At 57.3% G+C, this 14,258-nt stretch carries 12 protein-coding genes; 3 read left to right on the top strand and 9 right to left on the bottom strand.

Annotated features, from left to right (window positions below):
• Window positions 1-537 precede the first annotated feature (537 nt).
• The 5 genes from lpdA to AAAC48_RS27375 form a co-directional block, all read right to left on the bottom strand.
• Window positions 538-1,935 carry a dihydrolipoyl dehydrogenase gene (lpdA, locus tag AAAC48_RS27395; protein WP_340657218.1) on the bottom strand — a complete coding sequence of 466 codons (1,398 nt, stop codon included), beginning with the start codon at window positions 1,933-1,935 and terminating at the stop codon, window positions 538-540.
• Between the two features lie 4 nt (window positions 1,936-1,939).
• Window positions 1,940-3,241 carry a dihydrolipoamide acetyltransferase family protein gene (locus tag AAAC48_RS27390; protein WP_340657217.1) on the bottom strand — a complete coding sequence of 434 codons (1,302 nt, stop codon included), beginning with the start codon at window positions 3,239-3,241 and terminating at the stop codon, window positions 1,940-1,942.
• A 9-nt stretch (window positions 3,242-3,250) separates the two neighbouring features.
• On the bottom strand, window positions 3,251-4,264 hold the full coding sequence (locus AAAC48_RS27385; protein ID WP_340657216.1) for an alpha-ketoacid dehydrogenase subunit beta: 1,014 nt from the start codon (window positions 4,262-4,264) through the stop codon (window positions 3,251-3,253).
• Between the two features lie 3 nt (window positions 4,265-4,267).
• Window positions 4,268-5,518, bottom strand: a complete 1,251-nt coding sequence (locus AAAC48_RS27380) for a thiamine pyrophosphate-dependent enzyme (RefSeq protein ID WP_340657215.1) — start codon at window positions 5,516-5,518, stop codon at window positions 4,268-4,270.
• Between the two features lie 289 nt (window positions 5,519-5,807).
• Window positions 5,808-6,950 (bottom strand): DUF2336 domain-containing protein, encoded by a 1,143-nt coding sequence (locus AAAC48_RS27375; protein WP_340657214.1) that lies wholly within the window; start codon window positions 6,948-6,950, stop codon window positions 5,808-5,810.
• 145 nt (window positions 6,951-7,095) lie between these two features.
• Here AAAC48_RS27375 and AAAC48_RS27370 point away from each other — a divergent pair, with 145 nt between their 5' ends.
• On the top strand, window positions 7,096-7,572 hold the full coding sequence (locus tag AAAC48_RS27370) for a MaoC family dehydratase (protein ID WP_340657219.1): 477 nt from the start codon (window positions 7,096-7,098) through the stop codon (window positions 7,570-7,572).
• Window positions 7,572-8,456 (top strand): CoA ester lyase, encoded by an 885-nt coding sequence (locus AAAC48_RS27365; protein WP_340657213.1) that lies wholly within the window; start codon window positions 7,572-7,574, stop codon window positions 8,454-8,456. Before AAAC48_RS27370 ends, AAAC48_RS27365 begins: the two co-directional genes overlap by 1 nt.
• 39 nt (window positions 8,457-8,495) lie before the next feature.
• Here AAAC48_RS27365 and AAAC48_RS27360 read toward each other — a convergent pair whose 3' ends face one another.
• Complete coding sequence (locus AAAC48_RS27360) at window positions 8,496-9,110, bottom strand: flavin reductase family protein (RefSeq protein WP_340657212.1); 615 nt, start codon at window positions 9,108-9,110, stop codon at window positions 8,496-8,498.
• A gap of 7 nt (window positions 9,111-9,117) precedes the next feature.
• Window positions 9,118-9,711, bottom strand: a complete 594-nt coding sequence (locus AAAC48_RS27355) for a nitroreductase (RefSeq protein ID WP_340657211.1) — start codon at window positions 9,709-9,711, stop codon at window positions 9,118-9,120.
• 220 nt (window positions 9,712-9,931) lie between these two features.
• On the opposite strand from AAAC48_RS27355, the gene AAAC48_RS27350 reads away from it, so the two are divergent.
• A complete protein-coding gene (locus tag AAAC48_RS27350) occupies window positions 9,932-10,888 on the top strand; it encodes a hypothetical protein (protein WP_340657210.1) in 957 nt (318 codons plus the stop codon).
• A 6-nt stretch (window positions 10,889-10,894) separates the two neighbouring features.
• On the opposite strand, the gene AAAC48_RS27345 is transcribed toward AAAC48_RS27350, so the two are convergent.
• A complete protein-coding gene (locus tag AAAC48_RS27345) occupies window positions 10,895-11,713 on the bottom strand; it encodes a lysophospholipid acyltransferase family protein (protein WP_340657209.1) in 819 nt (272 codons plus the stop codon).
• 88 nt (window positions 11,714-11,801) lie between these two features.
• A complete protein-coding gene (thrS, locus tag AAAC48_RS27340) occupies window positions 11,802-13,790 on the bottom strand; it encodes a threonine--tRNA ligase (RefSeq protein ID WP_340657208.1) in 1,989 nt (662 codons plus the stop codon).
• Window positions 13,791-14,258: the final 468 nt, after the last annotated feature.

Below are 14,258 nucleotides of genomic sequence, written 5' to 3'. Positions count from 1 at the left end.
ACTGCATATCGCGCCGGGCAAGGACGAAAAGCCCGCAAAGGCCGACAGCATCGAAGATGAGATGGAACGCTTGCTGGGTGACTTGTCAAAACCCGAGAAGCGCTAGGGTCAGGTCCTATTAATAGGATCGAAATGGCGCCAGAAACGGCAAGAAGATGCAGCGCATGTTCCGATCCGGCGCTTTGCCGGATCGAAAAGATACATGCGCAGCTTCATTCATTGGAGCATGTCTCGTCCGAAAAGTCTGACAACTTTTCGGGACCATGCTCCAAGAAGCGTGAAGGGCGGGTCTTTTCCCCGGCCGAACGGTTCGACACTAGAGCTTGCAGCCGTTTCGGCGTCCGAAGGATAGGGTCTTTCGCCCGGCTACGTCGTCGCAAAGGCTCGAAAATGGATTAACATTTCTTGTCCCTTTGCTCCTCATATCCGAACGAAAAGCCAAATACCATTTCGACCAGATTAATAGGTCCTGACCCTAGGTCACGTTCCCCCCGGTTCCTTGGCAAAGGGCTTGGAGCGAAATAGGCCGGCAGTTCTCTAAATGTGCAGGGCGTGCCCTAGTGCTTTCAGCGCAGCTTCTTGGAAACCTTCACTCTGTGTCGGATGGGCGTGGATCGTCCCGGCAATGTCTTCCAGTCGTGCGCCCATTTCCAACGCCAGTGCAAAGGAAGCCGAGAGTTCTGACACACCCTGCCCCACCGCTTGAATGCCAAGGATCAGATGATTACGGGCGGCTGCTACCACCCGGACAAACCCCTCCTCGCCTTCCTGTGTCATAGCACGACCATTGGCGGCGAACGGGAAGAGGCCGATCTTGACTTCGTGGCCAGCGGCTTTTGCCTCATCTGGCGATAGGCCAACGGAGACTATTTCCGGGTCGGTGAAACACACCGCAGCAATCGCGCGTTTGTCCCAGCTGCGATTTTCACCGGCAATGATTTCCGCAACCATCTCGCCCTGAGCCATGGCGCGGTGCGCCAGCATGGGTTCGCCCGTCACGTCACCAATGGCATAGACGCCGCGCATGGAGGTGCGGCATTTGTCGTCGATGCGGACGAACCGGCCGTCCATGTCGATGTCGATTTCCTCGAGCCCCCAACCTGTCGTCACGGGTTTGCGGCCCACCGTCACCAATACCTTGTCGCAAGGGATCTTGTCGTCCTTGCCATCGGCAGTCTCGATTAGCAGTGCTTCGCTCTTCGCACTCATCCCTTTGGCTTTGGCGCCAGTCAGCACCAACACGCCAAGCTCAGAAAGGTGCCGCGAGACGGGCCGGGTCAGCTCCGCATCGTATTGTGGCAGGATTTTCGGGAGCGCCTCTACGACAGTGACTTTCGAGCCAAGTTTCGCATATGCTGTTCCAAGCTCAAGACCGATATAGCCACCGCCGACGACAACCAGCTTTTCCGGAACCTCCTGCAGCGCCAGCGCTTCGGTGGATGAAATGACATGGCCGCCGAATGGCAGCGATGGGACCTCGACCGGAGCAGAGCCCGTGGCGATGACCACATTCTCGGCGCGGATGATCTGCTGGCCGGTCAAGGTTTCCACCTCGACCGTCTTGCCGTCGCGGAACTTCGCCTTGCCGGTAACGATCTTGACATTGGCTTTCTTCAAGAGCCCGGCTACGCCGTTGTTCAGACGGCTGACGATGCCGTCCTTCCAGGCGATGGTTTTCGAAAAATCGATGGAGTGTTCGCTGACGGATATGCCAAGCGGCGTCTGCTTGGCGGCGAAATGCGCAACCTTCGCGAATTCGTCGGCGGCATGGATGAGCGCCTTGGAGGGAATGCACCCAACCATGAGGCAGGTTCCGCCAACCTTGGTCGCTTCGACGATGACGGTATCGACATTCAACTGACCGGCACGAATAGCGCAGATATAACCGCCCGGGCCCGCACCGATGACCAGCAATTTGCAGGAAATATCTTTCATCGGCTCAACCCTCCACGAAAATCAGCGCCGGCGTCTCGAGCAGCGTCTTGATGCGCTGGATGAAAACAGCCGCATCCCAGCCATCGATTACGCGGTGATCGAAGCTTGACGACAGGTTCATCATCTTGCGCGGAATGAAATTCGTCCCATCCCAAACCGGACGCGTCATGATCTTGTTGACGCCAATGATAGCGACTTCAGGGTAGTTGATGACTGGTGTCGTCACCACGCCTCCCATACTGCCAAGCGAGGTGATGGTGATTGTCGAACCGCTGAGCTGTTCACGCGTTGCCGAACCGGTCTTTGCCGCATCCGCCAGAAGATTGACCTCGGTGGCACAATCCCAAAGCGTGCGAGCTTCGGCATGCTTGACAACCGGAACGACAAGCCCATTCGGTGTTTGCGCTGCAATGCCGATGTGCACACCGCCATGCTGATGGATGACATTGGCATCGTCATCATAGAGCGCGTTCAGATGTGGTTGGTCGGCGATAGCCTTCACCACTGCCCGCATGAGGAATGGCAGTATCGTCAATTTCGGCTGATCTGCACGTTTCTTGGCGTTGAGCGTGGCGCGCAATTCTTCCAGGGAGGTGACGTCGATTTCCTCGACATAGGTAATATGCGGAATGTGCGATTTGGCGATTGCCATTTTTTCCGCAATCTTGCGGCGCAGGCCAACAACCTTGATTTCCTTTACGGAATTATCGGGCGCGAGGGCGGCCAAGCCAGGTTTTTGCGATCCACGCGCAAAAAAGGCTTCCAGGTCCTCGTGTGTGATCCGCCCTGCCGGTCCCGTACCACTGACTTGACGCAGATCAACCCCAGCCTCCCGCGCCCGCAGACGAACGGCGGGCGATGCCAAAGGCTTCTCGCCCTCGCCGCGCGGCGCGCTTCCGCCAAGAGCACGCGGCGCAGCCAATGGCGCGTCAGTTACCGTGACAGGCTTGGACTTCGGTTTTTCTTCCTGCAGCTTCGGAGCTTCGGCTTTTTTCTCAGCCGTTGGTTCTGGTGCCCCGGCCTTCGCAGGCTTTGCCGGCTCCGGTTCGATCGCGTGTCCTTCCCCCTCGACCTTCAGGCGCACGAGCGGTGAGCCGATGGCCAGTACCTGCCCGATCTCGCCGCCGAGCCAGATGATCTCGCCGTCGACGGGAGATGGTATCTCGACCGTCGCCTTGTCGGTCATCACGGCAGCAAGGACGGTATCCTCGCGGACCAGGTCGCCGATCTTGACATTCCATTCAACGAGTTCCGCTTCCGCAACGCCTTCACCGACATCCGGCAGCTTGATGACATATTCACCCATCGTCTGCTCCTATCCTTCCAGCGCTTCGACAAGGGCCCGCCCGACACGCGTCGGTCCGGGGAAGTAATCCCATTCCTGGGCATGCGGATATGGTGTATCCCAGCCCGTCACCCGTGCAACCGGGGCTTCCAGCTTGTAGAAACAATGCTGCTGAACCAATGCAGCGAGTTCCGCACCAAATCCTGAGGTCAAGGTCGCCTCGTGTACAATGACACAGCGTCCGGTTTTCGAGACGGACTCGACAATCGTTTCAAGATCAAGCGGCAGCAGTGTGCGCAGATCGATGATTTCCGCATCGATACCGTGTTCTTCCGCTGCGGCTTCCGCCACATAGACCATGGTTCCATAGGCAAGAATGGTCAGCTGTGAGCCTTCGCGGCGCTTGATCGCCTTGCCTAGCGGTACAGTGTAATGACCGTCCGGCACCTCGCCAAGGTTGTGTTTGGACCAGGGTGTGACCGGCTTCTCGTGATGACCGTCGAAGGGGCCGTTATAGAGTCGCTTTGGTTCAAGGAAGATCACCGGATCCGGATCTTCGATTGCGGAGATCAGCAGACCTTTCGCATCATGGGGGTTGGACGGAACTACGACTTTCAGGCCAGACACATGCGTGAACAGCGCCTCAGGACTCTGGCTATGCGTCTGTCCTCCAAAAATACCGCCCCCGGTAGGCATACGCACCACGATCGGGCAGGTAAAGCCGCCATTGGAACGATAGCGCAAGCGTGCCGCTTCCGAGACGATCTGGTCGTAGGCAGGATAAACGTAATCAGCGAACTGGATTTCGATGCACGGTCGCAAACCATAGGCCGCCATGCCGATCGCTGCGCCGACAATACCGGCTTCGCTGATCGGCGCATCAAAACAGCGGGTCTTGCCATATTTCGCCTGCAGGCCCTGCGTGCAGCGGAACACACCGCCGAAAAAGCCGACGTCTTCGCCGAACACGACAACATTGTCGTCGCGTTCCATCATGATATCCATCGCGTCGCGAATGGCTTCGATCATTGTTTTGCGCGGCATGGTTTACACCCCTGCCTGCTGGCGCTGACGGCGCAGATGTGGCGGCATTTCCTCGTAAACCCCCTCGAACATGTCCCGGGCCGAAGGCTTGCCACCGGCATGCAATGTGCCGAAGCTTTCGGCTTCTTTCTGTGCCGCAATCACCGTATCGAGAATTTCCGCCTCAACCTGCTTGTGGCGCTCCTCCGACCAGACACCGCGGCCGATCAGATGGTTTTTGAGCCGAACGATCGGATCGCCCAGCGGCCAGGCATCAGACTCTGTCTTCGGCCGATACGCAGACGGATCGTCGGAGGTGGAATGCGCGCCGACGCGATAGGTGACATATTCGATCAGTGTCGGCCCAAGATTGCGCCGCGCCCGCTCGATCGCCCATTTCGCGACGGCAAAGACGGCAAGGTAGTCATTGCCGTCGACACGCAGCGCCGGAATGCCAAAGCCAAGTCCGCGTGCGGCAAATGTGCCCGACCCGCCTCGCGCAATGCCCTGAAAGGTCGAGATTGCCCACTGGTTGTTGACAATGTTGAGCACCACCGGCGCCTTGTATGTGGACGCGAAAACCAGCGATGCGTGGAAGTCGGATTCGGCCGTTGAGCCATCGCCGATCCAGCCGGCTGCGATCTTGGTGTCATTCTTGATGGCCGATGCCATGGCCCAACCAACGGCCTGGATATATTGCGTGGCGAGATTGCCGGAGATCGAAAAGAAACCGTGCTCCTTCGACGAATACATGATCGGCAACTGGCGACCCTTCAGCGGATCGCGCTCGTTGGAATAGATCTGGCACATCATCTCGACCATTGGGTAGTCGTCAGCGATCAGAAGGCCTGCCTGACGATAGGTCGGGAAATTCATGTCACCGGGTGCAAGTGCCTTGCGAAAGGCGCAACTCACGGCCTCCTCGCCGAGGTGCTGCATGTAGAACGAAGTCTTGCCCTGCCGCTGTGCAATCTGCATGCGAGCATCGAAGGTCCGCAGCGTCATCATGTGGCGCAGACCTTCAATCAGTTGATCATCGGTCAACAATCCCGCCCAAGGACCGACGGCTTGCCCGGCGCGGCTCAAGACGCGGATGATCGAAAAGGCGAGATCGCGAATATCTTCAGGGTTGGTGTCTATTTCGGGACGCCGGACCGAACCTGCCTCTGGAATATTAACATTGGAAAAATCCGGTTCACCACCATGCCGCACCGCCGGTTCTGGCACATACAGGCTAAGGGGACCAAATTCACCAAGGGGACCATCGTCAGACATGTTCTAGACCTCCCAACCACACATATCGTTTTGACACTGTAGCATGAACTATTAGGTCAGTAATACTGTCTTAAATTTTCGAGATACTGCCATCAGTTGATCTTTCTATGAGATAATTCGCCTAACAGACTGAAATCAATAAATGTTCGATGCCAGGCCCGGATAATTGAACATAACGGCGCTATCCAAAAAGCAATATTTCATCAATTCAAGCACTATGCGCTGATGAATTTATTCAACGGCGCGATGATTTTTGTAATCAAATGTGGTTTCCACCAGCGTTTCGGCGTCAGGCAGCAGCGATTGCCAGAGCATGATCGCGAGCATTATCCCGAATCGCGTCCAGATAGAGCCTCTTGAGGAGCGACAGCATGTCGTCATTAGCTGGTGCTGGAAGCGCCCCGTAACTTTCAGGCGCGACGTGCTCGATCATCCTGCGTATGACTTCTTGCGCTCCGATCATCAGCTTGCCGCTGGCGACACCGCGCCATGCTTGGAGTGCGACCACCAAGGGCCGATGGGTGCTGTCGGGCAAGCCGGCAGCGCTAAGCAATGCGCCAAGTGCTGTCGCACGACCATCGATAAGCAGACTGCGTACACGCGCAAGATTGTATCCGGAGAGCCCGACAAGAATAGCGCCGAAGAAATCGACCTTTCCGGCGGCAACAATCCGTATAACGAATGCAGTCGTAAGGTCGCCGCGCAGCTGCAAATGTTCAATAAGAGCGGGATATTCCTCTGCGGGCGTCGCCGCCACCAGGCTGATCGACGCCTTCACGCAGGCTTCCTGCGTCACTCGCTTTGCCCTTCGCTCGCCCATCAGGGCCATCACCATGTCCATCTGGCAGAGGGCCTCTGCAATGTGGATCGCCAAAGAATGGCGGCAATCGGATGGCAGGCGTTCATCGTCAACCAGGAGTGCGCGGACTTCAGCCACATGGCCAAGGCGCTCGATCAACCTGCGATAGCTGATGTCGGCAATCTGCGCCTGCGTGTTAGACAAAAGTTCCAGAACGGCGGCCGTCTCGCCAATCTCGATGATTGCAGCACTGACGGCGTATGAAACTCGTGCCCTGGCGGCAATGATCCTTTGCGCCTCGCCGCTTCCGCTCGCTACGCAATCAACCAGATCCGAATCGCTCAGCAACGTCGATCGCCCGAGCATATAGGTAGCAATCTCGATCTGATCACGCGCGAGGCTGGCGACAATGTGAACCGGCGCATGAGCGCTTGTTGAAAACGCCTCGGCCAATGCGAGACGCACTTTTGGTGAAGGATCATCGAGAAGAAGCGTCAATACGGCTTCGGTGGAACAACGCTCGTCAAATTCGAGATCGGACTGAAGATACATATGAGCCAAGGCCGCCGCGGCATGGCAGCGCTGCGCCACTGAAGCATTATCGATCATTTTCAGATAGTGCTGAACCGACATTCTACTTCGCCCCCGAGTCTCTGCTTGTTCTCAACACTAGGACGAAAAGGTTTACGATCGGTTCACCATACCGGTTAACCCTGTTGTGGCGTGAGCGTTCGCGTGTTGCGATCCGGACCAAGCCGCCTTAGTCTGCCGCAAAAGCATCGAGGAGACGCAGCACACCATGGCCGGGCTATATCTGGAAGACTTCGAAATCGGGCATGTGTTCCAGCACACACTGCGCAAGACGGTCACCGAAAGCGACAACATGCTGTTCTCGGTGATGACGCTGAATCCGCAGCCGCTGCACATCGATTTCGAGTTTTCCAGCAAAACCGAATGGGGCAAACCACTGGTCAATTCCCTGTTCACGCTCGGTCTGATGATCGGCATTTCGGTCAATGACACGACAGTTGGCACGACCATTGCCAATCTCGGCATGACGGATGTGACATTCCCGGCCCCGTTGTTTCATGGCGATACCGTGCGCGTGGAAACCCAGGTGATTTCCGTGCGCCGCTCCAAATCGAAACCCGATCGCGGCATTGTCGAGTTCGAGCACCGCGCCTTCAATCAATATGGCGTACTGGTCGCGCAATGCACACGGCAGGCCATGATGAAGTCAAAGGGCGCTGCCTGATGCGCTCGCTGCTGTTTGTTCCCGGTGATTCTGAAAAGAAACTGGAGAAAGGCCTAACCAGCGGCGCCGACGTGCTGCTGATCGATCTTGAAGATTCTGTCAGCGCCGAACGCAAGGAAAGTGCGCGAAAGATCGCAGCCGCGTTTCTGGTGGCCAATCGCGATTGCTCCTCACCGCGTCTGTTTGTTCGTATAAACGATCTTGCCAGCGGACTGGCGGATGCCGATCTTGCAGCCGTCATGCCTTCTCTACCCCACGGGATTCTTCTGCCAAAATCCAACAGCGGCAAGGACGTGACCCGGCTTTCGGCCAAACTCAATGTACATGAAGCCCATGCGGATATTGCCGAGGGATCGACACAGATAATTGCCATCATCACAGAAACGGCAGTCGGAACACTTTCAGCGGCGAGTTACCCTGACGCGTCGAAGCGTTTGATTGGTCTCAGCTGGGGTGCAGAAGATCTGTCCGCTGCGATCGGCGCACGTGCCGTCCGCGATGATACTGGCCGCTATACCGATGTCTTTCGTATGGCGCGTGCTGTAACAATTCTCGGTGCATCGGCCGCCGAGGTCGCGGCGATTGATACGGTGTACATCAACTACCGCGACGACGAAGGTCTGGCACACGAGTGCATGGAAGCCGAGCGCGACGGCTTCACCGGCAAGCTGGCGATTCATCCGGCGCAAATACCAATCATCAACCGGATTTTCACGCCGTCCAATGAAGCTATCGAACATGCCAGAAAGATCATCGACGCCTTTGCCGCGGACCCCTCAGCTGGGGTCATCGGCATCAATGGCCAGATGTTTGACCGCCCGCATCTGCGCCGGGCAGAACGGCTTATCGCCCGGGCCGCGCATAACCCCAAAGATCGTCTTTGATTTTGGAAGGGTTAGCGCCAGGACGCACGGCGCGATAGGTCAATTGCCTGACCCGTCCCATCTTGGCCGGAACATCTGGAAGGTTTCGGACACTGAGGCAAAATCCATATAACCGAGACGGGAGACAGGCTGCGCCTTGGTCATATCAACGAGGCCATTCGTGAGAATTGCCTCATTAATATGAACGCCGACCACCTCACCAATGACCATGAACGCACTTACCCGATTGCCGCGGCGATCCTTAGGGTTCTGGATATCGGTCAAGACACATTCAAGCGTTGCATAGGCCTCCGCAACGCGCGGTGCGCCAATCAGGGTGCAGTCGGCCGGCGTCAATCCCGAGTACTCGAATTCACTGACGCCGCGTGGGGCATTCACAGACGTCGCGTTCATCGCTACCGAGAGGTTTGCGCTGACCAGATTGGCAGCGAATTCACCGGTCTCTTCGATGAAGGCGACACTATCCTTGTAACCTTCCGACGAGAACATGAGCAGGCACGGCTTGGTGCTGATCATGTTGAAGAACGAATACGGTGCGAGATTGATCCTGCCGTCCTTGGATCGGCTCGAAATCCAGCCGATCGGACGCGGCGCGACAATCGCCTTCAAAGGGTCATGCGGCAGGCCATGGCCATCCTCATATCGGTAAAACATGATGTGTTCAGCCTTCCCACGGCCCCGAATATTCAGAGAGAATGTCCTTGATGTCCGGTCGCGGCCGTTCCGGCACCTTCTGCGGACAGCTGCCAATGTGAACGAAACCCGTTACCCGCTCATGTGGAGCCAATCCAAGCAGCGCGCGCCCCTTTTTATCGGAAGCATACCAGTTGCTGATCCAGTTCGTGGCATAGCCAAGGGCATTTGCGGCCAGAACCAGGTTCATGGCTGCGGCGCCGGAAGACAGGAACTGTTCCCATTCCGGAATGTGGTGTTCAACCGGTGTGAAGATCACGCCGATGACCAGGGGCGCCCGCGCGAAACGCTTCAACTCCTGCTCGCGGCGCTGCTCGGTCAACGGACCTTCGCGTTCCTCGGCAAGGTCTGCCAGATACTTTCCAATCTTTTCGCGGGCCTCCCCCCGGTAAATGATGAAGCGCCAGGGCGTCAGCCGGCCATGGTCGGGCACGCGCGAGGCGATGCGAACCATGGTCTCGATCTCATCATCAGATGGGGCCGGAAGGCCAATGGCCGAAATCGGCGTGGAGCTGCGCGTCGACAAGAATTCAATGACAGAAGGGGGAACAGATGTATCCATGGAATAAAGCGGCAGTCCTGTTTTAGCTCGTATACTCGATGCGCGGACAATGTGGTGGTTTCGCCGCCCAAGTAAAGGTGCGCGCCGAAGAAAAAGCCTTGAAATTGCCATCGGGTTCGGATCAAACCGTTTCATGGCTGTGATCCGGATTTTTTCAGCAGACAGCAAGTCCCGAAAGCGCAGGCCATTGCTCGCGCTCGCGGTGACGGCGTTTGCAAGCATGCTTGTTGCTCCTTGCGCGTGGGCGCAGTCGCTCGCCCCGGATTTGCCATCAGTGCCGGCTGTCGAGCTCCCCAATATTCCCGCTCTCAAGGAATATGCCAATCCAAAGGCGCCCGGAAACAATCCGCTCGCCAACGAACCGGAACTGGTTTTGTCAGCCAAGCTTTCTGAGGATGGTGAGACGATTGGCCGGGGTCTTGTGTGGCGCGTGTTTTCCCCGGAGCCGGGCGGTGACGGTAAACTCGCATTGCTGGCGACCGCCAAGGGCGGCACGACTTCATTCAATCTCGCCCCAGGCAGCTATCTGGTGCATGTGGCTTTTGGTCGAGCAGGCGCGACCAAGCGCATCACCATGACCCGTGCCAAGCGCACCGAGACGATGATTCTCGATGCCGGCGGCGTGAAGCTCAATGCCGTTCTCTCAGGTGGCGCACGAATTCCGCCCGATCAGCTCAGATTTTCGATTTACGAGAATAATGAGGATGCCAGCGGTGAGCGCGCTCTCATCATTCCAGATGTCAAGCCGGACACCGTGGTGCGGCTCAATACGGGCACGTACCAGATCGTGTCCAACTACGGCACGGCGAATGCCGTCATCCGCGCCGATATACGCGTCGAGGCCGGCAAGATCACCGAAGCCAATGTGGAGCACCGGGCGGCACAGCTGACCCTGAAACTGGTGCGAGAGGCCGGTGGTGAAGCCTTGGCCGACACGGCCTGGTCGGTGCTGACCACATCCGGCGATATCGTCCGCGAAAGCGTCGGCGCATTCGCATCGATTGTGCTGGCGGAGGGCGAATATATCATCATCGCCAAGAACAAGGACCGCATCTACCAACGTGATTTCAAGGTCGTCGCCGGCCACAATCAGGATGTCGAGGTTGTGGCGACAGAAGGCGCAAGCGCCGCAACGACGACCGACCAGCCTGCCGGCGGCGACGAACCGCTGGACTAACGGTGTTCAGCGCGTTGCTGGATCCAGCGAGAAGACCGCGTCGTAAAGATATTCGAGCAGACGCTTGCGGTCTTCGAACGGCTTCAGCTCTTCCCAACCCATTACCCGGCCGATCCGCACGTTGATTGCCTTGCCAGACAGACGGCGAAACTCGCGCATCAGCAGCGAAATGCGTAGCGTCATCGACACCTTGCTGGCCAGATGGAAGAAACGGCCGTTCTGGCCGCCGAAGTAGACGGGAATGACTGACGCCTTTGCCTGCTGTACCAGCTTTGCCGGGAATATCTTCCAGGGCAAGTCCTCGGCGCGGCCAAAACCCTTCGGCGCAGTGGCGACCCCGCCAGCCGGAAACACAACGATCGTCACGCCTTCCTTCAGCAGCCGCACGGCTTCATGGCGGGTCGCCATGTTCATCGCCATGGCTTCCTTCGTCTCATCGAAGCAGACAGGCAGCGCATAGGGACGGATTTCCGGCACCTTCAAAAGGTCGTTGTTGATGAGCACACGAAACGGCCGGCCAAGTTGCTCAGCCAATGCCAGCGCCGCAATACCGTCGCCGATGCCAAAAGGATGGTTGGCGATCAAGACCAAAGGCGTGTCGGGCAAATCCCGCGGCGGCCATTGATCCGCAATGTCGAGCCGGACATTGATCAGGTCCATCATGCGGCAGAATACATCGATGCCCGCAGGAACAATCTCGCTCCGCCACGTACTGTAGAGCCCGGCATAATAATTACGCCCGGACAGCCCCTCGATCGATCGGATGAGCCATTGGGTCAGACGCGTCTGCGTGTCGTTGGCATAGGAAAGCTCTGGAAACTGCACGTCAGGCCCCGGTTGATACTAAATCAGCTCAAATTTTGTTGCATTCACATGACAGCGTGATGACGACACCACGCTGTCATGTTCCGGGCTATTCCGCGGCCAGCCGCAGAAGATCCGGCGGCGTTGCTTCGTTGACCAAATGACTGATTGCATCATCGAGTGTAAGCGACGTCTGGTTCTGTGAACCGAGGCGGCGCATGTTGACCGTACGTTCCTCGGCCTCGCGCATGCCGCAAACGAGAATGACCGGAACCTTCTGCAGCGAATGCTCCCGCACCTTGTAGTTGATCTTCTCGTTGCGGAAGTCGGTGATGACCTGAAGGCCAGCAGCCTTCAGCTCCTTGGCGACCTGTTTGCCGTAATCATCCGCTTCCGAGGTGATCGTTGCGATGACAACTTGCACGGGCGCAAACCATAGCGGCATGTGTCCGGAATAATTTTCAATCAGGATGCCGAGGAAGCGCTCCATCGAACCGCAGATGGCGCGATGGATCATCACCGGCTGCTTCTTTTCCGACGTCGAGTCGATATAGAACGCACCAAAACGTTCCGGCAGGTTAAAATCGACCTGCGTCGTGCCGCACTGCCAGTCACGGCCAATCGCGTCGCGCAACACATATTCGAACTTTGGCCCATAGAAGGCGCCCTCGCCCGGATTGATTGCCGTCTTGATCTTGCCGCCCGACTGCGCCTCGATTGTCGTGAGCACCTTGCTCATGACTTCTTCAGCGCGATCCCACAGTTCATCGGAACCCACACGCTTGTCAGGACGTGTCGATAGCTTCACCGTAATGCCTTCAAAGCCGAAGTCAGCATAGGTCGTCAGGATCAGATCATTGATGCGCAGGCATTCCGCCTCCATCTGCTCGTCCGTGCAGAAAATGTGCGCGTCATCCTGCGTGAAACCGCGTACTCGCATCAGTCCGTGCAGGGCACCAGATGGCTCGTAGCGATGGACATTGCCGAATTCCGCAAGCTTTACCGGTAGATCACGGTATGACTTCAAACCATGCTTGAAGATTTGCACGTGACCAGGGCAATTCATCGGCTTCAGCGCGAAAACGCGCTCATCGTCTGTCTCATCACCGGCAACCGTCACCTTGAACATATTGTCCCGGTACCAACCCCAATGACCCGACGTCTCCCACAGCGACTTGTCGAGCACCTGTGGTGCATTGACTTCGCTATAGCCATGGCTATCCAGCCGGCGACGCATGTAGCTGACGAGGCTCTGGAACATCCGCCATCCCTTTGGATGCCAGAAGACAACGCCCGGCCCCTCCTCCTGGAAGTGAAACAGGTCCATCTCGCGCCCGAGGCGGCGATGATCGCGTTTTTCCGCTTCCTCAAGCATATGCAGGTAGGATTGGAGATCCGCATCATTGGTGAATGCCGTGCCGTATATGCGGCTCAGCATCGGGTTGTTGCTGTCACCCCGCCAATAGGCGCCGGCAACCTTCATCAACTTGAACGAATTGCCGATCTGGCCCGTCGAGGCCATATGCGGGCCGCGGCACAGATCATACCAGTCGCCCTGCCTGTAAATCTTCAGGTCCTGACCTTCGGCAATGGCGTCAACGAGTTCGACCTTGTAGGTCTCACCCTTCTCGGCAAAGATCTTGCGTGCCTTTTCGCGCGACCAGATTTCCTTGGTGAAGGACTTGTTGCGGGCAATGATCTCCCGCATTTTCTTCTCGATCACCGGCAGATCGTCGGGCGTGAACGGCTCGTTCTTGGCAAAATCGTAATAAAAACCGTTCTCGATCACAGGACCGATGGTGACCTGCGTTCCAGGAAATAATTCCTGCACCGCTTCAGCCAGGACGTGCGCGCAGTCGTGCCGAATCAATTCCAGCGCGCGCGGATCTTCGCGGGTCAGGATTTCAATCGCACCCGAATTTTGCAGCGGGTCGGACAAATCACGCACTATACCGTCGACCGCGTAGGCGACGGCCTTCTTGGCAAGTGATTTGGAAATGGATTCGGCAAGTTCCGCACCGGTCATGGCGGCGTCATATTCGCGCTTCGAGCCATCGGGAAATTGCATGGATACAGTCTTTGCAACTGTCTGTGACATCTATTTGCTCCTATCCAGTCCCGCCAACGATTGCGGGTGGTGTTCAAAATCCGGAAACCGCTCCGGCGGACGACCTTCTAGAGGCTGTTTTGGCTGGCGTAAAGTACCTGAACCCAAAAGCTGTTTTGTCCTGGCCGTCCATATGCTCTCCTTCGCCACGCCCGCTTTCGCGTCTGGCCATTGAATGATGGTGGGAAGACGGGCGATCGTCGAAGCGCCTCTTGTAGTTAAGTAATGCGATCCGAAGACCGCCCGTCCGGCGACTTTTTATCCCGTCCGTTCCGCTTGGGAGGCCTCGGCACGCATGGAGTGCCATTTGCCGCATTCTATGCGTCTCCCACTCGCCCCTTAAAGTGCTCGTCCAGCACGCGCCGGTCCTAGTACCGGCAGGGGGAACCCTTGGACGGAACTTCCCCGGACAGCGGGTCCGTTACCCGCCATCGGAGGCGCCGATTTCGAATGGCTCCG

It is taken from the genome of Phyllobacterium sp., from assembly GCF_037994405.1.
Taxonomy (GTDB): Bacteria; Pseudomonadota; Alphaproteobacteria; order Rhizobiales; family Rhizobiaceae; genus Phyllobacterium.
This window is presented reverse-complemented; position numbering and strand designations above follow the sequence as displayed.

Coding starts and splice junctions, on each gene's coding strand:
- AAAC48_RS27365 (WP_340657213.1), top strand. CDS start 7,572: ATGCGCTCGCTGCTGTTTGTTCCCGGTGATTCTGAAAAGAAACTGGAG.
- AAAC48_RS27375 (WP_340657214.1), bottom strand. CDS start 6,950: ATGTCGGTTCAGCACTATCTGAAAATGATCGATAATGCTTCAGTGGCG.
- lpdA (WP_340657218.1), bottom strand. CDS start 1,935: ATGAAAGATATTTCCTGCAAATTGCTGGTCATCGGTGCGGGCCCGGGC.
- thrS (WP_340657208.1), bottom strand. CDS start 13,790: ATGTCACAGACAGTTGCAAAGACTGTATCCATGCAATTTCCCGATGGC.
- AAAC48_RS27355 (WP_340657211.1), bottom strand. CDS start 9,711: ATGGATACATCTGTTCCCCCTTCTGTCATTGAATTCTTGTCGACGCGC.
- AAAC48_RS27380 (WP_340657215.1), bottom strand. CDS start 5,518: ATGTCTGACGATGGTCCCCTTGGTGAATTTGGTCCCCTTAGCCTGTAT.
- AAAC48_RS27390 (WP_340657217.1), bottom strand. CDS start 3,241: ATGGGTGAATATGTCATCAAGCTGCCGGATGTCGGTGAAGGCGTTGCG.
- AAAC48_RS27350 (WP_340657210.1), top strand. CDS start 9,932: ATGCTTGTTGCTCCTTGCGCGTGGGCGCAGTCGCTCGCCCCGGATTTG.
- AAAC48_RS27385 (WP_340657216.1), bottom strand. CDS start 4,264: ATGCCGCGCAAAACAATGATCGAAGCCATTCGCGACGCGATGGATATC.
- AAAC48_RS27360 (WP_340657212.1), bottom strand. CDS start 9,110: ATGTTTTACCGATATGAGGATGGCCATGGCCTGCCGCATGACCCTTTG.